The sequence below is a fragment of the Pseudomonas sp. H1_D04 genome, from assembly GCF_054683855.1.
Map to the genome: position 1 here is coordinate 2,611,670 of NZ_CP162826.1, position 24,133 is coordinate 2,635,802.

22 protein-coding genes are annotated in these 24,133 nt (G+C 59.4%); 10 read left to right on the plus strand and 12 right to left on the minus strand.

Going from position 1 to position 24,133, the window contains the following annotated elements:
• Positions 1-4: 4 nt before the first annotated feature.
• The 5 genes from AB4N82_RS12005 to AB4N82_RS12025 form a co-directional block, all read right to left on the minus strand.
• Positions 5-400, minus strand: coding sequence for a DUF1090 domain-containing protein (locus tag AB4N82_RS12005; protein ID WP_032884062.1), 396 nt, complete (start codon positions 398-400; stop codon positions 5-7).
• A gap of 67 nt (positions 401-467) precedes the next feature.
• A complete protein-coding gene (gene ligB, locus AB4N82_RS12010) occupies positions 468-2,132 on the minus strand; it encodes an NAD-dependent DNA ligase LigB (RefSeq protein WP_460104957.1) in 1,665 nt (554 codons plus the stop codon).
• A 95-nt stretch (positions 2,133-2,227) separates the two neighbouring features.
• The gene (locus AB4N82_RS12015) at positions 2,228-2,578 is read right to left on the minus strand and encodes a DUF1090 family protein (RefSeq protein WP_032884059.1); all 351 of its coding nucleotides are present in this window, start codon (positions 2,576-2,578) and stop codon (positions 2,228-2,230) included.
• A gap of 214 nt (positions 2,579-2,792) precedes the next feature.
• Complete coding sequence (gene metK / locus AB4N82_RS12020) at positions 2,793-3,983, minus strand: methionine adenosyltransferase (protein WP_032884058.1); 1,191 nt, start codon at positions 3,981-3,983, stop codon at positions 2,793-2,795.
• An 18-nt stretch (positions 3,984-4,001) separates the two neighbouring features.
• The gene (locus AB4N82_RS12025) at positions 4,002-4,997 is read right to left on the minus strand and encodes an ArsR/SmtB family transcription factor (RefSeq protein WP_095185106.1); all 996 of its coding nucleotides are present in this window, start codon (positions 4,995-4,997) and stop codon (positions 4,002-4,004) included.
• Between the two features lie 272 nt (positions 4,998-5,269).
• Between AB4N82_RS12025 and tkt the strand changes: the two genes are divergently transcribed.
• From tkt to fba, 6 genes are all read left to right on the plus strand, one after another.
• A complete protein-coding gene (gene tkt, locus AB4N82_RS12030; protein ID WP_032884054.1) occupies positions 5,270-7,267 on the plus strand; it encodes a transketolase in 1,998 nt (665 codons plus the stop codon).
• 138 nt (positions 7,268-7,405) lie between these two features.
• Positions 7,406-8,461: an erythrose-4-phosphate dehydrogenase gene (gene epd, locus AB4N82_RS12035; RefSeq protein ID WP_032884053.1), complete on the plus strand. Its 1,056-nt coding sequence runs from the start codon at positions 7,406-7,408 to the stop codon at positions 8,459-8,461.
• Positions 8,462-8,487: 26 nt separating this feature from the next.
• A complete protein-coding gene (locus AB4N82_RS12040) occupies positions 8,488-9,651 on the plus strand; it encodes a phosphoglycerate kinase (protein ID WP_032884052.1) in 1,164 nt (387 codons plus the stop codon).
• A gap of 29 nt (positions 9,652-9,680) precedes the next feature.
• Positions 9,681-9,908 (plus strand): hypothetical protein, encoded by a 228-nt coding sequence (locus tag AB4N82_RS12045; protein ID WP_032884051.1) that lies wholly within the window; start codon positions 9,681-9,683, stop codon positions 9,906-9,908.
• Positions 9,909-9,968: 60 nt separating this feature from the next.
• Complete coding sequence (locus tag AB4N82_RS12050; RefSeq protein ID WP_017531025.1) at positions 9,969-10,301, plus strand: MliC family protein; 333 nt, start codon at positions 9,969-9,971, stop codon at positions 10,299-10,301.
• 272 nt (positions 10,302-10,573) lie between these two features.
• Positions 10,574-11,638, plus strand: a complete 1,065-nt coding sequence (gene fba / locus AB4N82_RS12055; RefSeq protein WP_032884050.1) for a class II fructose-bisphosphate aldolase — start codon at positions 10,574-10,576, stop codon at positions 11,636-11,638.
• 161 nt (positions 11,639-11,799) lie between these two features.
• On the opposite strand, the gene AB4N82_RS12060 is transcribed toward fba, so the two are convergent.
• The 3 genes from AB4N82_RS12060 to AB4N82_RS12070 all read right to left on the minus strand — a co-directional run bounded on the left by AB4N82_RS12060 (position 11,800) and on the right by AB4N82_RS12070 (position 14,145).
• Complete coding sequence (locus tag AB4N82_RS12060; RefSeq protein WP_460104960.1) at positions 11,800-12,579, minus strand: hypothetical protein; 780 nt, start codon at positions 12,577-12,579, stop codon at positions 11,800-11,802.
• Positions 12,580-13,148: 569 nt separating this feature from the next.
• Positions 13,149-13,337, minus strand: coding sequence for a hypothetical protein (locus AB4N82_RS12065; protein ID WP_122763915.1), 189 nt, complete (start codon positions 13,335-13,337; stop codon positions 13,149-13,151).
• Between the two features lie 142 nt (positions 13,338-13,479).
• A complete protein-coding gene (locus tag AB4N82_RS12070) occupies positions 13,480-14,145 on the minus strand; it encodes a polysaccharide lyase family 7 protein (RefSeq protein WP_032884045.1) in 666 nt (221 codons plus the stop codon).
• 308 nt (positions 14,146-14,453) lie between these two features.
• On the opposite strand from AB4N82_RS12070, the gene AB4N82_RS12075 reads away from it, so the two are divergent.
• From AB4N82_RS12075 to AB4N82_RS12085, 3 genes are read left to right on the plus strand one after another with little or no spacing between them, the layout of a single operon-like run.
• Entirely contained in the window at positions 14,454-16,559 is a 2,106-nt protein-coding gene (locus AB4N82_RS12075) for a putative bifunctional diguanylate cyclase/phosphodiesterase (protein ID WP_032884044.1), read from the plus strand.
• A 43-nt stretch (positions 16,560-16,602) separates the two neighbouring features.
• Positions 16,603-17,103 (plus strand): M48 metallopeptidase family protein, encoded by a 501-nt coding sequence (locus tag AB4N82_RS12080; protein ID WP_032884043.1) that lies wholly within the window; start codon positions 16,603-16,605, stop codon positions 17,101-17,103.
• A gap of 19 nt (positions 17,104-17,122) precedes the next feature.
• On the plus strand, positions 17,123-17,419 hold the full coding sequence (locus tag AB4N82_RS12085) for a winged helix-turn-helix domain-containing protein (protein WP_032884042.1): 297 nt from the start codon (positions 17,123-17,125) through the stop codon (positions 17,417-17,419).
• 105 nt (positions 17,420-17,524) lie between these two features.
• Here AB4N82_RS12085 and AB4N82_RS12090 read toward each other — a convergent pair whose 3' ends face one another.
• On the minus strand, positions 17,525-17,977 hold the full coding sequence (locus tag AB4N82_RS12090; protein ID WP_122763914.1) for a GNAT family N-acetyltransferase: 453 nt from the start codon (positions 17,975-17,977) through the stop codon (positions 17,525-17,527).
• 201 nt (positions 17,978-18,178) lie between these two features.
• On the opposite strand from AB4N82_RS12090, the gene AB4N82_RS12095 reads away from it, so the two are divergent.
• Positions 18,179-18,916 carry a substrate-binding periplasmic protein gene (locus AB4N82_RS12095; protein WP_032884040.1) on the plus strand — a complete coding sequence of 246 codons (738 nt, stop codon included), beginning with the start codon at positions 18,179-18,181 and terminating at the stop codon, positions 18,914-18,916.
• A gap of 109 nt (positions 18,917-19,025) precedes the next feature.
• On the opposite strand, the gene yccS is transcribed toward AB4N82_RS12095, so the two are convergent.
• From yccS to dbpA, 3 genes are all read right to left on the minus strand, one after another.
• Positions 19,026-21,209 carry a YccS family putative transporter gene (yccS, locus tag AB4N82_RS12100; protein ID WP_032884039.1) on the minus strand — a complete coding sequence of 728 codons (2,184 nt, stop codon included), beginning with the start codon at positions 21,207-21,209 and terminating at the stop codon, positions 19,026-19,028.
• Positions 21,210-21,429: 220 nt separating this feature from the next.
• Positions 21,430-22,608: a BaiN/RdsA family NAD(P)/FAD-dependent oxidoreductase gene (locus AB4N82_RS12105; protein ID WP_032884038.1), complete on the minus strand. Its 1,179-nt coding sequence runs from the start codon at positions 22,606-22,608 to the stop codon at positions 21,430-21,432.
• 158 nt (positions 22,609-22,766) lie between these two features.
• Complete coding sequence (gene dbpA / locus AB4N82_RS12110) at positions 22,767-24,104, minus strand: ATP-dependent RNA helicase DbpA (protein ID WP_233897098.1); 1,338 nt, start codon at positions 24,102-24,104, stop codon at positions 22,767-22,769.
• Between the last annotated feature and the right edge of the window lie 29 nt (positions 24,105-24,133).

Consider the following 24,133-nt stretch of genomic DNA (forward strand, 5'->3'; position numbering starts at 1 on the left):
GGTTTTACTGGTCAAGTTCTTCCACGGCGTCCTGCAGTTCCTTGCGGGACTCGGCAAGTTTGTCCTTACGCTTGTTGATCTTCTCCGCGTCGCCCTTTTTCATTGCCTTGTCGAGGTCCGCCTGACGGCGGCTGACGTCGTGCTTGGCGTCAAGCACCTTGTTTTCCCGCTCCTTGCGCAGCGATGCGTCGGTGCAATTGGCGGTCACTTCGCTCAGGGCTTTTTCCAGGCCGGCTTGTTGGTCGCTGTTGCCATGGGCCTTGGCTTGTTCGATCTGGGTGCTGATGGCTTGGCGCTTAGCGGCGCAGCCAGTGAGTTGGGGGGCTTCTTCGGCAGCCAGCAGCGGCGTGGCCATAAAGCTTGCGACGGTCAGCAGGGCAAAAGGGGCGAGGAATTTCATGTGGAGCTCCAGATTCGCAAAGGGCAGGGTGAATTCTGCGGTGGTTTAAAGGTGGCTGGGGGCGCGTTCAAAACCCGTCTATTCCGGCCACACGTAACGTTTCAGCTAAGGACTGTACCTGCGGGTCGCGAAAAAAAGCGCTCAGTTGCGCTGCACGAGCCGGACCTATGCCATCGATCTCCAACCAGGCCTGGGTGTCTCTGGCAACCAGTGTCTGCCAGTTTCCTTCCAGGTTGCTGCGGGCCGCAGGCGGCACACCCAAGGCTTTTAGCCATTGTGCAAAGGGTCGTTGCCGAGCGCTGTGAAGGCTGTCGAGCAGTCGGGTGCGGCTGCGCTCACCCAAGCCATCAATGTTAGCAAGCTCTGCCGCATCCAGGGTTAACCAATCGAGAAAGCCTGCGATTAGACCGGCCTGGATCAATACGTTCCACGTCTCGCGCCCCATGTGCGGTAACGCCAGGCCCTGGTTGCTGCTCAGCCAGGTCAGGCGTGCGAGCAACTGTTCTTCGCAGCCTGGGTCCAGTTGCCAGCAACTCAGGGCGTGAAAGTCTCGCGGGTCGGGCACTGGCAGGTCGATCCGCGTGGGATTGCGCAGGATCACGTGGTCCAACCGAGGGATCACCTGGCCCGCCAGGCTGATGGATACTTGGTCGCCAGGGCGAATATCCAGCGCTTGCCAGTGTTTCAAGGAGCCGACACTGACCCGGCGGATCTGCCGGTCGTCCAGCCGCACCGGCTCCAACTCCAGAATGGGGGTGATGCGCCCCGTGCGGCCGATCTTGAACTGCACCTTGCGTACCAGAGCCAACGCCTTGGAAGTCGGGTACTTCCAGGCGACCGCCCAGTAGGGGGCGCTGACTTGCCAGCGTTTGCCGGGCGCTCGTGATGTTTGGTGCAGCACCACTCCATCACTGGCGAAGGGCAGTGAGTGGTTGTACCAATACATGCGCCAGTGCGCGGCTTCGGTGAGAGTTCGGATGGGCTGGCTGTAACGCATGCTGTCGGTGAAACCCCATCGTGCCAGGGTGGCCAGGCGCTCGGTAAATACGCTTGGGCCGTCCGGCCAGGCCCAGACAAACAGGCCTATACCAGCGGCGTCGGCGTCACTCAGCTGTCGACGGTTCATCAGGCCAGCCACCTTGCTGCGGGCATTGAGCCCACCAGTGGTCGATTGCACGTGGTCGTCCAAGCGCCAATAGAGCTCGCCTTGCAGTACCACGTCGATAGGCTCCGGCAGTTGCTGGACAATGCCGGGGATCCTGCGGGCGGAAGCGGACCAGTCCTGACCAAGTGCGCCATCGCCGCGGCTGATCACTTGCTCCAACCGGCCCTGACGATACACCAGCGTCACTGCAACCCCGTCGACCTTGGGTTGAATCCACACGTCTTGTCGGCTATCGAGCCAGGCACCGACGGCCTGTTCATCCAGCAGTTTTTCCAGGCCGGTATGAGCAACGGGATGCCGGAAGGTGCCCCGAGCGCCGGCCAGCGGGTTGTCAGGTTTTGCGAGGGTTTGAGGGAAGCACTGGCGCCAATGGGCCAGGCGCTGGCGGGCTTGGTCGTAGAGTTCATCGTGGACGGGTGATTGGCCGAGGCGGTGGTAGCTGTCGTCCCACAGACGGACCTGTTCGGCCAGGGTGTCGACCTGGGTTCTGGCCTCATCGGTACAGGCTTCGGCCCATGCCAAAAAGGGCAACGCGCTGAGTGACAGAGCAATCAGTAAACGCATCATGAGCATCCTTGCTCGGAAAGGGTGCCCAGCCTAAATGAACCTCCCGGCCACAAAAAAGCCCCGACAGTGCGGGGCTTTTTACCGGGTGTTTCTGCTTACTTGAACAAACCGCCCAAGGCTTTCACGGCATCCGGCTTGTCAGCCTTGGCTTCCTGGGTTTGCTGCTTGGCATCGGCTTTGGCCTGGGCTTCAGACAGTTTGTCACAACCTTTGTTGATCTGGTCTTGCGCCGCTTTGAAGGCCTTCACTTTGAAGGTGTCTTTGCTGGCTTCGGCCGCATCGATCTTGGTTTGCAGGTCTGCGGCTTGCTTCTGGCAGTCGCCGGAGTTACCGCCACCCAACTGGGAGCTCAGGGCGCCACTCAGTGCGCTCAGGTCGGCGGCGTGGGCCGGCAGGGCGAACAGGCTGAGCAGAAGGGCAGCAGGGGCGAGCGTGGAGATGCGCATGAAAAACCTCAATGTTCGATTGCCTGCGCGCGTGTCTATCCCGGGCTGGCGCAGGGCAATATCCAAATAAGGTAGAGGGCCCGAGAGGGCGCGGATTCTAGAGGGCCATCATTGGGCCTGCAAGGTTTGGATCCAAAAAATGTGAAGGTGATCGCGCAGGCAATAAAAAACCCTGCCGGGCGAACCCGGCAGGGCTTTTGGGTGCAACGCGTACTTACAGGCCGGCGGCGGTGCGCAGGTCGTTGGCGCGGTCGGTTTTTTCCCACGTGAAGGTGGTGAAGGTGTCGTCGCCGACGGTCTTCTGCTCCGGGGTGCGGCCGAAGTGGCCGTAGGCTGCGGTTTCCTGGTACATCGGGTGCAGCAGGTCGAGCATGGTGGTGATCGCGTAAGGGCGCAGGTCGAAGATCTCACGCACCAGCTTAACGATCTTGTCGTCGCTGATCTTGCCGGTACCGAAGGTATTCAGCGAGATCGACGTAGGCTGGGCCACACCAATGGCGTAGGACACCTGGATCTCGCAACGCTCGGCCAAGCCGGCAGCAACGATGTTCTTGGCCACATAACGACCTGCGTAAGCGGCCGAACGGTCAACCTTGGACGGATCTTTACCGGAGAACGCGCCGCCGCCGTGGCGAGCCATGCCGCCGTAGCTGTCGACGATGATCTTGCGACCGGTCAGGCCACAGTCGCCCACCGGGCCACCGATGATGAACTGGCCAGTCGGGTTGATGTGGAACTGGGTGTCTTTGCTCAGCAGCTCGGCCGGCAGTACGTGCTTGACGATCAGCTCCATCACGCCTTCACGCAGGTCGGCGTAGGACACGTCCGGGTTGTGCTGGGTCGACAATACGACAGCGTCGATACCGACGACTTTGCCGCCTTCATAGCGGCAGGTCACCTGGGACTTGGCGTCCGGGCGCAGCCATGGCAGCAGGCCGGATTTGCGGGCTTCTGCCTGGCGCTGTACCAACTGGTGCGAGAAAGTGATCGGTGCAGGCATCAGCACGTCGGTTTCGTTGCTGGCATAGCCGAACATCAGGCCTTGGTCGCCGGCACCCTGGTCTTCCGGCTTGGCACGGTCGACACCCTGGTTGATGTCTGGGGACTGCTTGCCGATGATGTTCATCACGCCGCAGGTCGCGCCGTCGAAGCCGACGTCGGAGCTGGTGTAGCCGATGTCGGTGATCACGTCACGGACGATCTGCTCCAGGTCAACCCAGGCGGTGGTGGTCACTTCGCCAGCGATGATCGCTACACCGGTTTTCACCAGAGTCTCGCACGCCACACGGGCGAACTTGTCTTCAGCAATGATGGCGTCCAGCACCGCATCAGAAATCTGGTCGGCGATTTTGTCCGGATGCCCTTCAGACACGGACTCGGAGGTGAAAAGGGAGTATTCGCTCATCTCGATGTTTTCCTGATATTACCGATGGTGAGTGTCGCCAGCCGGTCGCTGAAAATGGCGAACCTGGATCTGGAAACCATTACGTAAGCCTACATAGAGGCTTTCCCCGGGAACGAGCCCCGCAGCGGTGGCCCAACGGGCCAGATCGTCCTGTTCAAAACCCAACCAGAGATCACCGCAGGCCTCCCTGGCCCAATTCTGGTTGTGGCTGCATAAATCCGTAACCAACAGGCTACCGCCGGGGTGCAGCAACCCGGCCATTTGCTTTAACGCGTCGGCGGGGGCGGCGAAATGGTGCAAGACCATGTTCAGCACCACGCAGTCGGCTTTGATCTGTGTGCCGCTCAAGGCGTCAGCCAGTTGCAGGGTCACATTGCGCAGCGATTCACGCTCGCACAACTGGCGCGCCAGTTCGAGCATCGCCGGGCTGTTGTCCAGCGCGGTTACCTGATGAAAGCGGCGCGCCAACTCCGGCAGAAAACCGCCGTCCCCAGGCCCGACTTCCAACGCGGTCGCCTCATCACTGAAGCTCAGCTTGTCCAATAGCGCCAGCACGCTGTCGCGGTACTGCGGCAGGCCGGCGATCAGGTCTTGCTGCGCGCGAAACTTCTCGGCCACCCGTGCGAAAAAATCCTGACTCGCCGCTGCGCGTTGCCCGTGAACCTGGCCGATACGCGACTGTACGTCGGTTGGCAGGCTCAGGTTGTCGACTTCTTCGAGCAGGGCGGCGTGCAGCTTGCCGCCGAGCAGATCGGTGTGGGGCAGGGCGCGGCGGTAAAAAATTGCATTGCCTTCGCGGCGTGTGGCCACTAGGTCGGCCTGGGACAGCACCTTCAAATGGTGGCTCATGCCGGACTGGCCGATGGCGAAGATCTGCGCCAGTTCCAGTACGCCGAAGGAATCGTTTGCCAGTGCGCGCAAGACGTTCAGACGCAACGGGTCCCCAGCGGCCTTGCACAAGGCTGCCAGTTCATCGCCGTCGTCGGGACGCAGTGAGGGCACGGGTAGATTCATAAGGGCAGCAGTCTAGTGACGGGTGGATATCCTCGCAAGGTCAATATCAAAAAGTTTTGATATTGATCGATAAGTGGCGGTTATAAGCAGCCGCTATAACTTTTAGACGAACAAGTAGGCGGTCAATGCAGGCGATTGCCGCGCAAAGCACAGGAAAAACAGCCACAAGTGACTATCTGTCATTGCCCGCAGGCGGTGGCTGAGGGAAAATGCCGGTCCTTTTTTCCGTTTCTTTTAATCATTCACTCTTCAAAATCCTCAGGAGAACAGCGATGCCCAGCCGTCGTGAGCGTGCCAACGCCATTCGTGCCCTCAGCATGGATGCCGTGCAAAAAGCCAACAGCGGCCATCCCGGTGCCCCGATGGGCATGGCGGATATCGCCGAGGTACTTTGGCGTGATTACCTGAAACACAACCCGAGCAACCCGTCCTTCGCCGACCGTGACCGCTTCGTGCTGTCCAACGGCCACGGCTCGATGCTGATCTACTCGCTGCTGCACCTGACCGGCTACGACGTCACCATCGATGACCTCAAGAGCTTCCGCCAGCTGCATAGCCGTACTCCGGGTCACCCTGAGTTCGGCTACACCCCAGGCGTCGAGACCACCACCGGTCCCCTGGGCCAAGGCCTGGCCAACGCTGTAGGTTTCGCACTGGCTGAAAAAGTCCTGGGCGCGCAATTCAACCGTCCTGGCCACGACATCGTCGATCACCACACCTACGTGTTCCTGGGTGATGGCTGCATGATGGAAGGCATTTCCCACGAAGTCGCTTCGCTGGCCGGCACGCTGGGCCTGGGCAAGCTGATCGCCTTCTACGATGACAACGGCATCTCCATCGACGGCGAAGTCGAAGGCTGGTTCACCGACGACACCCCTAAGCGTTTCGAAGCCTACAACTGGCAGGTGATCCGCAATGTCGACGGCCACGATCCGGAAGAGATCAAGACTGCCATCGACACCGCTCGCAAGAGCGCGCAGCCGACCCTGATCTGCTGCAAGACCACCATCGGCTTCGGTTCGCCGAACAAGCAAGGTAAAGAAGACTGCCACGGCGCCCCACTGGGTGACGCGGAAATCGCCTTGACCCGTGAAGCGCTGAAGTGGAACCACGGCCCGTTCGAAGTTCCGGCCGACATCTACGCCGAGTGGAGCGCCAAGGAAAAAGGCCTGGCGGCCGAAGCCGAGTGGGACCAGCGTTTTGCTGCCTACTCCGCCGAATTCCCAGAGCTGGCCAATGAGCTGGTTCGCCGCCTCGCTGGCGACCTGCCTGCCGACTTCTCGGAAAAAGCCTCGGCCTACATCGCCGAAGTCGCGGCCAAGGGCGAGACCATCGCCAGCCGTAAAGCCAGCCAGAACACCCTGAACGCCTTTGGCCCACTGCTGCCTGAGTTCCTCGGCGGTTCGGCTGACCTGGCCGGTTCCAACCTGACCCTGTGGAAAGGTTGCAAAGGTGTCTCGGCCGAAGACGCCAGCGGCAACTACATGTACTACGGCGTGCGCGAGTTCGGCATGAGCGCCATCATGAACGGCGTGTCCCTGCACGGCGGCCTGGTGCCTTACGGCGCGACCTTCCTGATGTTCATGGAATACGCGCGCAACGCGGTACGTATGGCTGCGCTGATGAAGAAGCGTGTGATCCATGTCTACACCCACGACTCCATCGGTCTGGGCGAAGACGGCCCGACGCATCAGCCGGTCGAGCAACTGACCAGCCTGCGCACCACACCGAACCTGGATTGCTGGCGCCCAGCCGACGCGGTGGAATCCGCCGTGGCATGGAAGCACGCCATCGAGCGTAAAGACGGCCCTTCGGCGCTGATCTTCTCCCGTCAGAACCTGCAGCACCAAGTGCGTACCGACGCACAGATCGCCGACATCAGCCGTGGCGGCTACGTGCTCAAAGACTGCGTGGGTGAGCCGGAGCTGATCCTGATCTCCACCGGTTCCGAAGTGGGCCTGACCGTTCAGGCCTACGACAAGCTGACTGCCCAAGGCCGTAACGTACGCGTTGTGTCCATGCCGTGCACCAGCGTGTTCGAAGCCCAGGATGCCGGCTACAAGCAATCGGTCCTGCCGTTGCAGGTCAGCGCGCGTATCGCCATCGAAGCGGCTCACGCCGACTACTGGTACAAGTACGTGGGCCTGGAAGGTCGCGTGATCGGCATGACCACCTACGGTGAGTCGGCGCCGGCTCCAGCCTTGTTCGAAGAGTTCGGTTTCACCCTGGAAAACATCCTGGGTCAGGCTGAAGAGCTGCTGGAAGACTAAGTCAGTCTGCGTTGTCTGAACTGGCGCTATCGCGGGCAAGCCCGCTCCCACATTTGGATCGCGGTCTAATGTGGGAGCGGGCTTGCCCGCGATGGCGATAGTGCATTCAGCACCGAACTAACCTTGATCGAGAACCCCATGCCCCAACCGCGTCCCTACAAAGTTGCACTCAACGGCTACGGCCGCATTGGTCGTTGCGTCTTGCGTGCTCTGTTCGAGCGAGGGGCGGCAGCCGGGTTTGAAATTGTCGCGATCAACGATTTGGCCGACATGGCCAGCATCGAATACCTGACACGCTTTGACTCCACCCACGGCCGCTTCCCCGGCGAAGTGCGGGTTGAGGGCGATTGTCTGCATATCAAAGGCGACTGCGTAAAAGTACTGCGCAGTGCGACCCCCGAGGGCATCGACTGGGCGGCGCTGGGCGTCGACCTGGTGTTGGAATGCTCCGGTGCCTATAACACCCGCGCCGATGGCCAGCGTTTTCTCGACGCCGGCGCGCCGCGTGTGCTGTTTTCCCAGCCAATGGCCAGCGAGGCGGATGTCGACGCCACCATCGTCTACGGCATCAACCAGGATTGCCTGACCGGCCATGAGCTGCTGGTGTCCAACGCCTCCTGCACCACCAACTGCAGCGTGCCACTGTTACGCCTGTTGGATCAGGCGATTGGCATCGATTACGTATCGATCACCACCATCCATTCGGCCATGAACGACCAGCCGGTAATCGACGCCTATCACCACGAAGACCTGCGCCGTACGCGCTCGGCGTTCCAGTCGGTGATTCCGGTGTCCACCGGCCTGGCCCGTGGCATCGAACGCCTGCTGCCGGAACTTGCCGGGCGAATTCAGGCCAAAGCCGTACGGGTGCCGACGGTAAACGTGTCTTGCCTGGACATCACCATGCAAACCGTCAGCGACACCGATGCGGTGGAGGTCAACCGGATTCTGCGCGATGCCGCCACCAGCGGCCCGCTCAAAGGCTTACTGGCCTACACCGAGTTGCCCCACGCCAGTTGTGACTTCAACCATGACCCGCATTCGGCAATTGTCGATGCCAGCCAGACCCGCGTTTCCGGCCCGAGGCTGGTGAATATCCTGGCCTGGTTCGATAACGAATGGGGTTTTGCCAACCGCATGCTGGATGTTGCAGAACACTATCTGCACGTTGCCTCATCAAAACCTGCCCTTTAAATAAGTCAATTCAGGAACTGCGACCCATGACCGTGTTGAAGATGACCGACCTCGATCTGCAAGGTAAGCGCGTACTGATTCGCGAAGACCTCAACGTCCCAGTCAAGGACGGTGTTGTCACCAGCGATGCGCGAATCCGGGCTTCGCTGCCGACCATCAAGCTGGCCCTGGAAAAAGGCGCGGCCGTAATGGTCTGCTCCCACCTGGGTCGTCCGACCGAAGGTGAGTTCTCGGAAGAAAACAGCCTCAAGCCTGTGGCCGATTACCTGAGTGAGGCCCTGGGCCGCACAGTGCCGTTGGTGTCTGACTACTTGGGTGGCGTTGACGTCAAGGCCGGCGACATCGTGCTGTTCGAAAACGTGCGCTTCAACAAAGGCGAGAAAAAGAACAGTGACGAACTGGCCCAGCAATACGCAGCCCTGTGCGACGTATTTGTGATGGATGCGTTCGGTACGGCTCACCGTGCTGAGGGTTCCACCCACGGCGTGGCCAAGTTCGCCAAGGTTGCGGCTGCTGGCCCGCTGCTGGCTGCTGAACTGGATGCACTGGGCAAGGCCCTCGGCGCACCGGCCCAGCCGATGGCTGCCATCGTGGCTGGCTCCAAGGTGTCCACCAAGCTGGACGTGCTCAACAGCCTCAGCCAGATCTGCAACCAATTGATCGTCGGCGGTGGCATTGCCAACACCTTCCTGGCCGCAGCCGGCCACCCGGTGGGCAAGTCCCTGTATGAACCGGACCTGCTGGATACCGCTCGCGCCATCGCTGCCAAGGTCAGTGTGCCGTTGCCGGTAGACGTGGTGGTTGCCAAGGAGTTCGCTGAAAGCGCCGCCGCCACCGTCAAGCTCATCGCTGACGTGGCTGCCGACGACATGATCCTGGACATCGGGCCGCAAACCGCAGCCAACTTCGCCGAACTGCTGAAAGCCTCCCAGACCATTCTGTGGAACGGCCCGGTCGGCGTGTTCGAGTTTGACCAGTTCGGCAACGGCACCAAAGTGCTGGCCAATGCCATCGCTGAAAGCTCGGCGTTCTCCATCGCCGGCGGTGGCGACACCCTGGCGGCCATCGATAAATATGGTGTGGCTGACCGTATCTCCTACATTTCTACTGGTGGCGGCGCGTTCCTTGAATTCGTCGAAGGCAAAGTGCTGCCCGCCGTTGAAGTGTTGGAAGCCCGAGCCAAAGGCTAAGGCCCGTGATCAGGAAAAGGAGCATTCCCATGATCAAGTCGTTGGCACTGTTGATCGCAGCGGGCCTTCTGGCCGGCTGCGGCAGCACGCCAAGCGCGGCGCAGGAGGCTGGAAAGCCGTTGCCTGTGCAGAAAAAGAGCTGCTACCAGGCCGATTGGCAAGCCGAGACCATGCCGGTGATCAACAAGCGCATCGGCAACGAACGGCTGGAGAAATACGACTCCGCGCCCAACGGTCAGGAACAGGGTTGCCCTTGACGGGTCTGATCAACTAACCGACAGCATCGGCGGCCTCTGGCACCGCTGCGAGGATTGGCAATGAAAGGCGTTTTCGCCCTGGCAGCCCTGGCCCTACTGGCCGGTTGCAGCAGCATGAACATGTTCAACAAGGCAGAGCCTGCCGATAAGTGGACCACTTGGACCTGCGACAGCAAGGCCGAGGTCAACTGGCGATTTGCCAACCAGGCCCGTAGCGAGGTGGATGTACGCCTCGGCGGTTCCGACCAGGTTTACCGCCTTAAACAGGACGTTGCCGCTTCGGGCGTGCTGTACAGCAACGACCAGTTGGCGTTTCACACCAAGGGTGAGGAAGGCCTGGTTTACTGGGTTGCCACCGACGATTTGATCGGGCGGGGCTGCAAGGCCCAGTAAACAGAACACGGTCTCGAATGTATTGAGATCCAAATGTGGGAGGGGGCTTGCTCCCGATTGCGGTGGGTCAGTCACCGAAGTCAGCGACTGATAGATCGCTATCGGGAGCAAGCCCCCTCCCACATTGATTCGGTTCCAAATGGCGAGCCGGACACTGCAATAACGATTCAGCAGGCCAGGCATGCAAAACCTGACCGGCAATAACTTGAATAGCAGCCGCCGCTACGGCAGGCTTGCACGATTAACGACCCTCGACCGGGAGAGACAACACAATGGCACTTATCAGCATGCGTCAAATGCTGGACCACGCAGCCGAGTTCGGCTACGGCGTCCCAGCCTTTAACGTCAACAACCTTGAGCAGATGCGCGCCATCATGGAAGCCGCTGACAAGACCGACTCCCCAGTGATCGTCCAGGCTTCGGCCGGTGCCCGCAAATACGCCGGTGCTCCATTCCTGCGTCACCTGATCCTCGCCGCAATCGAAGAGTTTCCGCACATCCCGGTGTGCATGCACCAGGACCACGGCACCAGCCCTGACGTGTGCCAGCGCTCCATCCAACTGGGCTTCAGCTCGGTGATGATGGACGGCTCCCTCGGCGAAGACGGCAAGACCCCAACCGACTACGAATACAACGTGCGCGTAACCCAGCAAACCGTGGCCCTGGCTCACGCCTGCGGCGTCTCGGTTGAAGGCGAACTGGGCTGCCTGGGTTCCCTGGAAACCGGCATGGCCGGCGAAGAAGACGGCATCGGCGCCGAAGGCGTGCTTGATCACAGCCAAATGCTGACCGATCCGGAAGAAGCCGCTGACTTCGTCAAGAAGACCCAGGTCGATGCCCTGGCCATCGCCATCGGCACCAGCCACGGCGCCTACAAGTTCACCAAGCCGCCTACCGGCGACGTACTGGCCATCGACCGCATCAAGGAAATCCATAAGCGCATCCCTAACACCCACTTGGTGATGCACGGTTCTTCCTCGGTCCCGCAAGAGTGGCTGGCGATCATCAACCAGTACGGCGGCGACATCAAAGAAACCTACGGCGTACCGGTTGAAGAAATCGTTGAAGGCATCAAGCACGGCGTGCGCAAGGTCAACATCGACACCGACCTGCGCCTGGCGTCCACCGGCGCAATGCGTCGCCTGATGGCCACCAACCCGAGCGAGTTCGACCCACGTAAATTCTTCGGCGCCACCGTAACCGCGATGCGTGATGTGTGTATCGCTCGCTACGAAGCCTTCGGCACTGCCGGCAACGGCTCTAAGATCAAGCCGATCTCGCTGGAAGCGATGTACCAGCGTTACCTGAAAGGTGAGTTGAACGCTAAGGTGAATTGAACCGCAAGCGTGAATAAACCCGTGGCGATGCGGGTTTTTGATGAGCAAGCGTAATGTTCGTTGGAGCCTCGCTCGCGGGCATGAAATTTACGGTGTCCTGTAGTTGTGCAATATAACAACCCGTCGTGAGACGGGTTGTTATATTTAGCTGATTTTGGACGTTATACAGGCTCCGCTTCAAAGTGTCCTGCTACAAAATAGAATGAGGCCGTTGGCTTGCTCCTTATAACAATATACTCCATGTTTAAAGTGCTGAAGGTAAACCGGTCTAAACCCTCTGTTGCTGCTTTTATGGGGGTAGTGGTCTTGCCATCCGACCATTCGAATGACAAAGGGCCAACAGCGATATATGAAAAACTCATTTTGTTGAAATTGAGAGGGACATCATCTGTTCCTCGCAAAGAAATTTTTACCGATGCGGCCACGGCCTGCTCTGATCTAAAAACATAGACTTTAGGCCCGAAGAGTGCTTCGCGCTGAATGTCACTAATTACATGTTTTCTAAGGTTAGTCGTGGTCATGGCTTCTATGGATTTGCTGAAAGATCGCTCAATGTTGCCCTCGTGTATGAATTTAAAGTTGTTATTGGTAACAAATTCTTGATTAAGGGCGAATCTCAATTCTTCATCGGCTAAGTTTTCAGTGATTTTTTTCTGAATATCAAGATTTATCGAGACTTGTTTCGGGGTCGCATCAGTTTCAGTCAGCGTCAAAGTAACAGGGCCTGAGATTGAGGCCATTACACTATCTGAAAATATTCCATTCGCTGAGATTTTTATCGTTTTCAGTGGCTTGCTGCTGGCAGCGCCCAGTCGTACCTCTAGTTCCCCATTTGGAAAGCCAATGCCTTCGATTCTGAAAGAGCGGTCAACGAGAGCTGTAGCGCTTGGCGATGCTGTAGAGCCGTTTATTCTTTCGATGATAGGGGTAATGACGCTCATTTGAATTCTCCTTGTTTTTTCGAATAACAAAGTTGTACGGGTAAGTTATATTTAATGTCGCTCTAACTAGGGGGGCGCCATGGTTTGCCAGGATGGTGTGTTCGCTGCATAAACCTTTTTTCCATCTTGTGATAATTAGTTTGGATTGAAATAATGGTTTTGAAACCTGTAATAATTAACAGTTTTTTATGACTTTTTGCTATATATGTTAGTGCGAATTCCAGCCCTCCACCTGTTATAAGGCAGCCACGCCTTGATGATCCAGCTAGCGGGAGATGGAGGTCGTTAACAGCGGATGGGCTATCGATTCAAAAAGGGCCGGATTAGTTGGCTGTCAATCGAGAGAGCGAACAGAAAACTGCGTGGGGCAAGGGCGCTTCGGTTGGACTGCGCAGCGGCTTCCGGCGGTAGCAAGTGCCCTTGCCGCAGGAGCTGGTGCATTGTTTAAGAGGCTGGGGATGTCAGTGAATCATCCTTGGGCAACAGAAAACACCTGCCGAGTTTATGCCGGGCTCAGTAATCCAAAGGGTTCGATGACTTTGTGTTATCGCTGATCGGCTCAATGGTCTTTATGTCCTGAGGTTGACGGTCCGGTACACGCCTGCTGAGCGATAGTAAGTCAGCTCTGCTTTTTTATCGTAGAACCTTGGGTCTTCTCCTTCATCGGTCTCGTCGGAGCTATCGCTCAGGCGGACGTCTATTTTGAATTTCTTCGTCGATTGAAGTTTTTTACGGATGTCATTCATTGACATGCGCATCTCAAGACTCCAGATCCATGGGGGAGGCCCACGGTTATGGGCGTTAGATTCCCCCAATAGGTTAATCTTGGCGACTGTGAGGCCTGACACTTTTCAAGATGATTTGGCTATGCGTGATATCGCGAAAACGTTGGGTCATGCCTCACTCGTGATCAATATCCAACTTCGCAAACGTCACCTTCGCGCCTTCCTTGCTGTCCCCGCTGTTGTCCTGCACATACGCGCCGGCCTTGAAGTACAGCGGCTTGCTGCCCCACGCTGCGCCAATGCGTTCGTTCCACTCACTGTCGGCGGCGTACACGCTGAGCAGCCCGGCTTTGTTGAGGTTGATCACGTAGGTAAAGCTTTTCTCCAGCGGCACATTGGACGCGACGATGACCACGCGGCTTTCACCTTCATCCGGGCGCATGCGCACTTTGGCGACGATGTTGCCGGTCTGGGTCTTTTCCTTGAACTGGTATTCGAGCTTGATCAGCGGTTTTTGGCTGTCATAGGCGTGGATCTGGCCGATGACGATCTTGCCGCTGGACGGTACTTGGTTCACGGCCAAGGTGGCGCGCAGGAAGTTGTCGGCTTCGGGGTAGGTCCAGTTACGCAAGCGCCCGTCGGCGTAAGTTTCGCGCAGCTCACTGCGTGGGTAGATGGCGTTTTCGGTGCGGGTGCCGGTGACGGGTGTCCAGAACTGCACGTTGCTGCCTTCGGCCTGGAAGTACTGGTCGTTGAAGCCGCTGAGCAGCTTTGGGGTGTCGATAGTCGCGGGGGGCGAGCCGACCGGAATGCTCAGGTTCCAAGTGGAGAGGTCGATCATGGCGTTGGCCTTTTACAGGGGGTGAAGGCTTTGGCCCGTGGGCCTTACAGGTTCTTTATAGGCGGTGGCCGGCCTGTTGTTAAACATTTGCTGGCAATTTATTGGCGCCAAATGAATGCCAAAAAGCCATGTTTCCCATGAACCGTGGGCTGTAGAGGTTGACCGTTAGTCGGCTGAGTGAACTTTGGCGCAATGATGGCATCCACGTCACTTCTGATTTTCAGTATCCAGGGCTAGAGTGAGCCCTCAATGTTTATCCGCGTTTTCTCTCAGAAGTGACCGGAGTAGACCTAAGGAAGAGACCCAGCATGGAATGCGCTCCACCTCATGGCGATGGCAGTTCGGTTCTTCTGGTCGTCGATGACTACCCGGAAAACCTGATCAGCATGCGTGCGCTGCTACAACGTGATGACTGGCAGGTGGTCACCGCGGAATCCGGGTTGGAAGCTCTGGAGGTGCTGCTGCAGCATGAAGTGGACCTGGTATTGCTGGATGTAATGATGCCCGGCATGGACGGCTTTGAAGTCGCCCGCCTGATGCGTGGCAACCAGCGCACACGCATGACCCCTATTATCTTCCTGAGTGCCAACGCCCAGTCGCCCGCCGCCGTGCTGGAAGGCTATGCCAGTGGCGCCATCGACTACCTGTTCAAACCCTTCGACCCGCATATTCTCAAGCCCAAGGTCCAGGCGTTGCTGGAGCACCAGCGCATTCGCCGGGCCTTGCAGCGCCTGAGCCATGATCTGGAGTCAGCCCGGGCCTTTAATGCCTCGGTGTTGGATAACGCCGCCGAGGGCATCCTGGTGGTGAGTGAGGAGGGCGTGATCGAATACGCCAACCCGGCGATCTCGCGCCTGCTCAATGCCCCGATCCAAGAGTTACAGGGCCAGGAATTCCTGAGTTTCATGCAAAAGCCCCATGTGCCCACGTGGCTGGATTCGCAGATGTACGCCGGTTACCGCAAGGGCGAAACCTGGCGCCTGCACGATGCGCTTCTGCGCACCGGCCGTGGCCAGCAGGTGCCGGCGGCGTTGTCATGCGCGCCGCTGCCCGCCGAACAGAAGGCCATGGTGGTGACGGTGCTGGATATGTCCGAAGTGCGCCACCTGCATCAGCAGTTGGAATTCCAAGCCGTTACCGACCCGCTGACCGGGCTGCTGAATCGACGCGGCTTCCACCAGGCTGTGGAGAACACGCTGTTGCGCAGTGAACGCACAGAGCAGTCCTTGGTGTTGCTGTACCTGGACCTCGACGGTTTCAAGCGCGTCAACGATTCTTTGGGCCATGATGCGGGCGACCGGGTTTTACGCTGGGTTTCGGAGCAATTGCAGGGCGGCTTGCGCTCCTACGACATTATCGGCCGCATGGGCGGTGATGAATTTACTGCGCTGCTGGAGTTGGAATTCCCAGAGCAGGCGGCAAAAATTTCGGAAAAACTGATCGAACGAGTCTCTGTTTGTCAGCAGGTTGACGGTTTGGATGTGATGCTCGGCGTGAGCATTGGCATTGCGACCTTCCCGGACTGCGGTTCGGACTTGAATGGTTTGCTGCGTGCGGCCGACATCGCCATGTACGAAGCCAAGCGCGCGGGCCGTCAGCAGTATCGCTATTACGACCAGGAAATGAACGGCCGCGCGCGCTCGCGGCTGATGCTCGAAGACAGCGTGCGTACGGCCATTCAAAACAAGGATTTCACCCTGGTCTACCAGCCTCAGGTCTCTCTGGCGGATGGGCGCCTGCGCGGTGTCGAGGCGTTATTGCGTTGGCAACACCCCAGCGTCGGCGATGTACCGCCTGGGCTGTTTTTACCGCTGCTGGAGGAAGCGCGACTGATCAGCCAGCTGAGCGCGTGGATTTATCAACAGGTCGCTGCCCAGCGTCAGGTGTGGCAAAGCACCTTCGACGATGAATTGGTGCTGAGCGTCAGCCTGAGTAGCAGCCAGTTCAATATGCCCAACCTGGCTAACCAGTTGCAGCAGGTGATGGAGCGACATGGGCTTCAGGTTGGGCAGTTGGAGGTGGAAATCGGCGAGGATTGCCTGATGAGTAGCTTGGAAGAGGCCACCAAGCAGCTCAAGTTACTGCGCCGAATCGGGGTGCGCATCGCTTTGGATGACTTTGGTTCGGGACAATGCTCCCTGGCGCATCTGCGTGACTTGGAGTTCGACACCCTCAAACTCGATCCGCAATTAGTCGCGCGCCTGCCGGGGTCGGTGAGGGACGCAGCGATGGCACGCAGCATTATCGAACTGTGCGGGCATTTTGACGTGCTGGTGGTGGCCGAGGGTGTGGAAACCCAGGAGCAAGCCCAGTGGCTCAAAGCCCATGGCTGCCCATTTATCCAGGGACCGTGGGCGGCGCACCCATTGATGGCCGACGAAGTGGTCGACTGGTCACGCGCCCGCCTGCGCTGAATTCGCTACACTGGCGCCCATTCGAACCCTGTTGCAGACCTCAATGACCGCGCTGAAATACCTCCAGGCTTACCCCGCAGCCCTCCAGGAGCAAGTACGTCAACTGATCGCCAAGGACCAGTTGGGCGCTTACCTGGAGCAGCGTTATCCCGAGCGTCATGCGGTGCAGAGCGACAAAGCCCTGTACGCCTACGCACTGGCGTTGAAGCAGGAACACCTGCGCAATGCGCCAGCGATCGACAAAGTGCTGTTCGATAACCGCCTGGATCTGACCCACCGCGCCCTCGGGCTGCACACCACGATTTCGCGGGTGCAGGGCGGCAACCTCAAATCCAAGAAAGAGATCCGCATTGCTTCATTGTTCAAGGACGCCGCTCCGGAATTTTTGCGCATGATCGTGGTGCACGAGCTGGCGCACTTTAAGGAATCGGACCACAACAAGGCGTTCTATAAACTTTGCGATTACATGATGCCGGGCTACCACCAGGTGGAATTCGACCTGCGGGTGTACCTCACGTATCGCGACCTGCAGGGTAAGCCCTGACCGCACAAGGCGACTGACCATGGATGTGAGCAAGACCAAAAGCAGCTTCTACCGCCGCCTGTACGTGGCGTACCTGATCGACAGCGGGCTCGCCAGCAGTGTGCCGGCGCTGACCGACGTCACCGGTATGCCCCGGCGAACGGCGCAGGACACCATTGCGGCGTTGGCTGACCTGGATATCGTGTGTGAATTCGAACAGGAAGACGGCGCCCGCAACCATGCCGGGCACTATCGGATTCGCGACTGGGGCGCGATTGATCGGGGCTGGATCGAGGTGAATCTCGACCAGATCAAGCGGGTTCTGGGTTATCCCTGAGTTTGGCGGTGGCTGGTCTGGCGCCATCGGGAGCAAGCCCCCTCCCACATTTGAATGTATTCGCACATTCAAACTGTGGGAGGGGGCTTGCCCCCGATGGCGGCCTTAAGCGCGCCGCATACCAATATGTGGAATGTCATCCTCCAGGTATTCCTCACCCGCCACCACAAACCCATACCGCCCGTAATAGCCCTGCAAATGCGCCTGGGCTGACAGGAATATCGGCGTCTCAGGCCAGATCTCATCAATCTGCCTGAGGGTTTCCTCCATCATCTCGTGCCCCAGCCCGGTACCCCGTGCCGCCGGTGCGACGATCACCCGACCGATAACCACATCGCCACCTTGGGATTCCGGATCCAGCAGGCGCAGGTAGGCCATCAGTTCATCGTCTTTCCAAGCCATCAGATGGTGGGTATCACCCGTCAGATCCTGCCCGTCGATGTCCTGATAAACGCACTTCTGCTCGACAACGAAAACCTCGCAGCGCAAGCGCAGGATGGCGTATAGCTGCTCCTTGCCCAGGTCGGTGTGATGTTTGCAGACCCAATCGACTGTCATGGTGTGTTCTCTCGTAAATGTCTGTTCTGGATAGTAGGCGCGACGGGTTTCGGTGTCTAAATCAACTATTTTTGTGAATGAAATCAATTTGCCACTATTGAGTGCAGGCGGCGGCCGTTTCTTTGTGTAATCTGAGCTAATGTTAGAACCTCAGGCGCAGCCTGAGCTAAGGCCACCGCCTGTCCGCCAAGGATTTTGAGCATGCCGCGATTCTCTCGTGCCGTTGCTTTGATTGGAGTGTTGCTGCTGGCAACGCCTGCATGTGCACAGCGCCTGCGCCTGGTCGCGGATGCCTGGCCGCCCTTTACCGATGCCACGCTGATCAACGGGGGCTTGGCCACTGATATTGTCAGCACGGCCCTGGCGCGCGCGGGCTATGCCAGCGATTTCGAGCAGGTGCCCTGGGCTCGCGCGCTGATGGGCGTGGGCGACGGGCGCTATGACGTGCTGGTCAACGCCTGGTACGACGACGCGCGTACGCACTTGGGGCAATTCTCCGGCGAATACCTGCTCAACCGCGTGCGTTTTATCAAGCGCCGTGACGACCCCATCGAGTTTCAGAACCTGCAGCAACTGCACGACTATCCCATCGCGGTGGTACGTGGTTATGCGTATTCAGCGGCGTTCGATGGGGATGCGCAGTTGCAGAAAGTGCCTGTGCATAACTTCGCCATGGCCGTGCGCATGCTGGCGGCGCAGCGGGTGCGGCTGACGGTGGAGGATGAATATGTGGCGCGCTTTTACCTGGCACGGGAGTCGGCCCGGGTGCGTAATACGGTGGAGTTCCTGCCACAGCCGCTGAGTGAAAACAGCCTGCATATTCTGGTGAGCCTGAAGAACCCTGAGCACGCGCAGATTGTGGCGAGCTTTGACCGCGAGATTGCCAAGATGAAGGTCGATGGCAGTTATGCGCGGTTGATGAAGGCCCATGGCATGTAGTGCCTGTGCGGGCCTCATCGGGAGCAAGTCGAATCGTCGCACCGCCCCTCCCACATTTGGACCGTGTGAATCCGATCAAGTGTGGGAGGGGCTTGCCCCCGATAGCGGCCTAAGCCGCGCTGGTATCTTTGATCAGGTGCGCCGCCAAGGTGCGCAACGGCCCCAACTGCCGGCAAATCAAGGCCAACTGTGTCTGCACCAATCGCTGCCCTTCATCAATCTCATCCGGCATCTGCTCCAAGTCCGCCGCCAGGGCTTCCTCGGCGTCGCTCTGGATCGCAATGGGTTGCTTGTTGGCCAAACCTGTCGCGATTTCATCGATGCTCGCAGCGAGGGTTTTACCCGCGCCGTCGATCAGATGCTCGCGCACCTCAGCCGGCAATGGCGTATCGCGGTGGGCTCCGAGGCCTGACAAGTAGCTGAGCAAGGTGTGGGACAACACCAGGAAACGGAAGCCCACATCCGCCTCCTTACGAAAATGCCCCGGCTCCATCAACATGTTCGCCAGCGTGGTGGACAGCGCCGCATCGGCGTTGTGCGCGTTGCGGCGGGCCAGGCGATAGGCCAGGTCGTCGCTTTTGCCGGCGGCGTATTGCTGCATGATCTGGCGCAGGTAGATGCTGTTGCAGGTCAGGGTGTTGGCCAGCACTTTGTTCAGGCGACGGCCTTGCCAGTCCGGCAGGAACAGGAACACGGCCAGGCCGGCGATCAAACTGCCGAGCAAAGTATCGAACAGCCGTGGCAAAAACAGCCCGTAGCCATCCCCCACCTGGTTAAAGCAGAACAGCACCATCAGGGTGATTGCTGCTGTGGCCAGGGTGTAGCGGGTGGTGCGGTTGATAAAGAACACCAGGCCGGCAGCGATGGCGAACATCGATTGCACCAAGGGGCTTGGGAACAGGTCGAACAGCGCCCAGGCCACGGTGAGGCCGATAGCGGTGCCGATGATCCGCTGGCCGAGCTTGCGCCGCGTCGCACCATAGTTGGGCTGGCACACAAACAGGGTGGTGAGGATGATCCAATAACCTTGGGAGGCGTGGATGGCATGCAAGGTGCCGTAGCCGATGGTCAGCGCCAGTGACAGGCGCAACGCGTGTCGGAACAGCAGCGACGTCGGCGTGAGTTGGGTGCGCAGGCGCGTCCACATTTCCTTGAGGTTGCGCGGCGCGCGGTCCAACAGGTTGCTGTCGGTGGCGTCGGCCAGGGCGTCGGGGTTGCTCGCGTCGCCGAGCAGGCGGTCAAGTGTGGACAGGTTGGCCGCCAGGGCGCGCAACGAACGCAGCAGGCCGCGCCAGGCCGGGTTGCTCTGGATGCGCAAGTGTTCCAGGGAGGCGTTCAGGTCGCTCAGGGCTTCGGCGAAGCTGTCGTCATAGATGAACGGTTGGCGCAGTTGGATCGACTCGGCCAGGGCCTGGCAGGCCTTGCCTTGTTGGCGCAGCAGGCGCTGACAGCGGAACAGCACATCGCTGTGGAAGAACGCATCGGCCAGGGCGTTGTAAGGGTAGTGGGATGAGCTGGCGCGTTCGTGGATGTCCTGTGCCAGGAAATACAGCTTGAGGTAGCGACTGACCTTCGACCCCGGCCGGCCATTGCCCACGCGGTGCAGGATGATTTCTTTCGCGGCATTCAGCGCGGCCACCACCCGGCCATTTTGCTGGGCAAGTTCCAGGCGGCGCGCCTCCACATCCAGCTGGCGGATCGGTTCAAACAGCGACGACTTGAGCTTGAGGTAGCGCCCCAACTCGCGGAACAGCCGCGCCAGGCTCTGCTGCACCGGCTGGTTGGAAAACAGCGCCTGCCACAGCACCGACAGCGCGCCGTACCAGGCCGCGCCGGCCACCAGCAGCAACGGCTCATGCCAGAAATCACTGACGGCGCCGCCGCGCTGGTCCACGCCGATCATGGTGTAGACCGACAGGATTAACGTGGCCGACGCAATCGCGCCATAGCGTTCGCCCAGCGCCCCGAGCATCGTCAGGCCGAACGTCGCCAGAGCCAGGGAGATGGCGAAAATCCAGGGGTAAGGGAACAGCAATTCCACCGACAGCGCGGCGATGCTGAAGCACACCAGCGTTACTGCCAGGGCATTGAGGCGGCCCTGCCAACTGTCGTCGGTCTCAGCCAGGGCGCTGGCGATAATCCCCAGGAACAGCGGGATCAGCAGCGTCATTTCATCCTGATACCAGCACAGCGCCATGCTGCCGGTGAGGGCGATGAATACCCGAATGCTGTAACTGAATTTATCCAGCGCCCACAGGCGCCGCATAGACTGCTTGAACGAGGTCGATGACATGAAGTCGTGAGTCTTCCGGGACGATGCCGTTAAATTGAGCCATCAGTGACGCCACGGCAAGGGTGGTGATCACATCTGACAACAAATTATTCGCAGGCACCCCTCAAATCAAAATGTGGGAGGGGACTTGCCCCCGATTGCAGTGTGTCAGCCAGAATATCGGTGACTGATACACCGCTATCGGGGGCAAGCCCCCTCCCATATTTTTTTCTGCGTCGCGTCAAACAAACTGCGCGGCCGCGTAACCGGAGGCCCACGCCCACTGGAAGTTAAATCCGCCCAGATGGCCGGTCACGTCCAGCACTTCCCCAATAAAGTACAAGCCAGGGCTTTTCAGCGATTCCATGGTTTTGGACGAGACTTCCCGCGTGTCCACCCCACCCAACGTCACCTCGGCGGTGCGATAGCCCTCGGTGCCCGCCGGCACCAGCTGCCAGCTCCCCAGCTTCTGCGCGATGTCGGCGATTTCGGCGTGGGTGTACTGCTTCATCGGCTTGGACGCAAACCAGGTGTCCGCCAGCAGGTTGGCCATCTTCTTGGTGAAGATCTCACCCAGCAGGGTTTTCAGCTCGCTGTTGGGGCGCTCGACCTGTTGCTGTTGCAGCCAGGTGTGGGCGTCGTGGTCGGGCAGTAGGTTGATTTCCACGGTGTCGCCGGATTCCCAATAGGAGGAAATCTGCAAGATCGCCGGACCGCTCAGGCCACGGTGGGTAAACAGAATGTTCTCGCGAAAGCTCTGGTCGTTGCAGCTGACCAGACAGTCCACTGAGGTGCCGGACAACTCGCCGCACAAGTCCTTGAGCTGATCAGTGATGGTGAACGGCACCAGCCCGGCGCGGGTTGGCAGCAGTTCGTGACCGAATTGCTTGGCCACTTGATAACCAAAACCGGTGGCGCCCAGGGTCGGAATCGACAAGCCGCCGGTGGCGATCACCAGGGATTCGCAGCGCAACTCACCCAGCGTGGTTTGCAACTGGTAGCCGCCGTCGACCTTGGCAATCTCCTGGATCGACGTGTCCAAGTGCATGCTCACGCCGGTCTGGATGCATTCGTCGAGCAGCATGCCGAGGATGTCGCTGGACTTGTTATCGCAGAACAACTGGCCCAGCTTCTTCTCGTGATATGGCACGCCGTGCTTGGCCACCAGCCCGATAAAGTCCCACTGGGTGTAGCGGGCCAGGGCGGATTTGCAGAAGTGCGCGTTGTGCGAGAGGAAGTTGGCCGGCTCGGTGTACATATTGGTGAAATTGCAGCGGCCACCGCCGGACATCAGGATCTTCTTGCCGGCCTTATTCGCATGGTCGATCAGCATCACCTTGCGCCCGCGCCCGGCGGCGGTCAGTGCGCACATCAAGCCTGCGGCGCCGGCGCCAATGATCACAACTTCGGTCGAGCGCAAAACGGTGTCCTCATACAAATTCTGATTTGGAATGCAGTCAAATGTGGGAGGGGGCTTGCCCCCGATGGCGGTGTATCAGTGACAGATGTACTGACTGACACACTGCAATCGGGGGCAAGCCCCCTCCACATTGGATCTCCATTGGTGCGGAGATCGTGTTACAGGATCCGAACGCGCAACGAACGGCCTTTGATCTTGCCGTCATTCAAACGCTGCAACGCTTGCTTGGCGATTCCGCGCTCAACAGCCACAAAGGCCTGGAAGTCAAAGATCGCGATCTTGCCGACCTGGGCACCCGGGATGCCGGCTTCGCCGGTCAGTGCGCCGAGGATGTCGCCCGGACGCACTTTGTCTTTACGGCCTGCGGCGATGCACAGGGTGCTCATCACTGGCAGCAACGGACCGCCGCTTTGCGGCTTGAGGTTGTCCAGTTGGTCCCAGTTCAGCGGCGACTTCTGCAGTTGCTCGATGGCCTGGGCGCGGTGCGCTTCGGACGGCGCCACCAGGCTGATTGCGATGCCGGTCTCGCCCGCACGACCGGTACGGCCCACGCGGTGGATGTGGATTTCCGAGTCGCGAGCCAGTTCGACGTTGATCACCATGTCCAGCGCGTCAATGTCCAGGCCACGGGCGGCGACGTCGGTGGCGACCAGCACCGAGGTGCTGCGGTTGGCGAACATCGCCAGCACCTGGTCACGGTCGCGCTGTTCCAGGTCGCCATGCAGGCCAACGGCGGAAATGCCCTTGGACGTCAGGTGGTCGACGGTTTCCTGTACTTGCTGCTTGGTGAAGCAGAACGCCACGCAGGAAGCCGGGCGGAAATGCGCCAGCACCTTGGTCACGGCGTCCATGCGTTCTTCCGGGGAGATCTCGTAGAAACGCTGCTCGATCTGGTCGTCGGAGTGGAACGCTTCGGCTTTCACTTGCTGCGGCGCGCGCATGAACTTCGAGGCCAGCTGCTTGATGCTCACCGGGTAGGTGGCCGAGAACAGCAGGGTTTGGCGGCGTGGTGGGGTCTTGCTGATGATGTCTTCGATCGCGTCGTAGAAGCCCATGTCGAGCATGCGGTCGGCTTCGTCGAGGATCAGGGTGTTCAAGCCGTCCAGCACCAGCGAACCTTTGCGCAGGTGTTGCTGGATGCGGCCCGGGGTGCCGACGATCACGTGGGCGCCGTGCTCAAGGGAGGCGATCTGCGGACCGAGGGACACGCCGCCGCACAGGGTCAGGACCTTGATGTTGTCTTCGGCGCGGGCCAGGCGACGGATTTCCTTAGCGACCTGGTCGGCCAGTTCACGCGTCGGGCACATCACCAGCGCCTGGCAGCCGAAGTAGCGCGGGTTGATCGGGTTCAACAGGCCGATACCGAATGCAGCGGTCTTGCCGCTGCCGGTCTTGGCCTGGGCAATCAGGTCCAGCCCTTTGAGGATCACCGGCAAGCTTTGCGCCTGGATCTGCGTCATCTCGACATAACCCAGCGAGTCGAGGTTAGCCAGCATGGCGGCGGACAGGGGCAAAGTATTAAAAG

Excerpts from the sequence above, each read along its gene's own strand:
- AB4N82_RS12005 (WP_032884062.1), bottom strand. The coding sequence starts at position 400 with ATGAAATTCCTCGCCCCTTTTGCCCTGCTGACCGTCGCAAGCTTTATG.
- ligB (WP_460104957.1), bottom strand. The coding sequence starts at position 2,132 with ATGATGCGTTTACTGATTGCTCTGTCACTCAGCGCGTTGCCCTTTTTG.
- AB4N82_RS12015 (WP_032884059.1), bottom strand. The coding sequence starts at position 2,578 with ATGCGCATCTCCACGCTCGCCCCTGCTGCCCTTCTGCTCAGCCTGTTC.
- metK (WP_032884058.1), bottom strand. The coding sequence starts at position 3,983 with ATGAGCGAATACTCCCTTTTCACCTCCGAGTCCGTGTCTGAAGGGCAT.
- AB4N82_RS12025 (WP_095185106.1), bottom strand. The coding sequence starts at position 4,997 with ATGAATCTACCCGTGCCCTCACTGCGTCCCGACGACGGCGATGAACTG.
- tkt (WP_032884054.1), top strand. The coding sequence starts at position 5,270 with ATGCCCAGCCGTCGTGAGCGTGCCAACGCCATTCGTGCCCTCAGCATG.
- epd (WP_032884053.1), top strand. The coding sequence starts at position 7,406 with ATGCCCCAACCGCGTCCCTACAAAGTTGCACTCAACGGCTACGGCCGC.
- AB4N82_RS12040 (WP_032884052.1), top strand. The coding sequence starts at position 8,488 with ATGACCGTGTTGAAGATGACCGACCTCGATCTGCAAGGTAAGCGCGTA.
- AB4N82_RS12045 (WP_032884051.1), top strand. The coding sequence starts at position 9,681 with ATGATCAAGTCGTTGGCACTGTTGATCGCAGCGGGCCTTCTGGCCGGC.
- AB4N82_RS12050 (WP_017531025.1), top strand. The coding sequence starts at position 9,969 with ATGAAAGGCGTTTTCGCCCTGGCAGCCCTGGCCCTACTGGCCGGTTGC.
- fba (WP_032884050.1), top strand. The coding sequence starts at position 10,574 with ATGGCACTTATCAGCATGCGTCAAATGCTGGACCACGCAGCCGAGTTC.
- AB4N82_RS12060 (WP_460104960.1), bottom strand. The coding sequence starts at position 12,579 with ATGAGCGTCATTACCCCTATCATCGAAAGAATAAACGGCTCTACAGCA.
- AB4N82_RS12065 (WP_122763915.1), bottom strand. The coding sequence starts at position 13,337 with ATGCGCATGTCAATGAATGACATCCGTAAAAAACTTCAATCGACGAAG.
- AB4N82_RS12070 (WP_032884045.1), bottom strand. The coding sequence starts at position 14,145 with ATGATCGACCTCTCCACTTGGAACCTGAGCATTCCGGTCGGCTCGCCC.
- AB4N82_RS12075 (WP_032884044.1), top strand. The coding sequence starts at position 14,454 with ATGGAATGCGCTCCACCTCATGGCGATGGCAGTTCGGTTCTTCTGGTC.
- AB4N82_RS12080 (WP_032884043.1), top strand. The coding sequence starts at position 16,603 with ATGACCGCGCTGAAATACCTCCAGGCTTACCCCGCAGCCCTCCAGGAG.
- AB4N82_RS12085 (WP_032884042.1), top strand. The coding sequence starts at position 17,123 with ATGGATGTGAGCAAGACCAAAAGCAGCTTCTACCGCCGCCTGTACGTG.
- AB4N82_RS12090 (WP_122763914.1), bottom strand. The coding sequence starts at position 17,977 with ATGACAGTCGATTGGGTCTGCAAACATCACACCGACCTGGGCAAGGAG.
- AB4N82_RS12095 (WP_032884040.1), top strand. The coding sequence starts at position 18,179 with ATGCCGCGATTCTCTCGTGCCGTTGCTTTGATTGGAGTGTTGCTGCTG.
- yccS (WP_032884039.1), bottom strand. The coding sequence starts at position 21,209 with ATGTCATCGACCTCGTTCAAGCAGTCTATGCGGCGCCTGTGGGCGCTG.
- dbpA (WP_233897098.1), bottom strand. The coding sequence starts at position 24,104 with ATGCTGGCTAACCTCGACTCGCTGGGTTATGTCGAGATGACGCAGATC.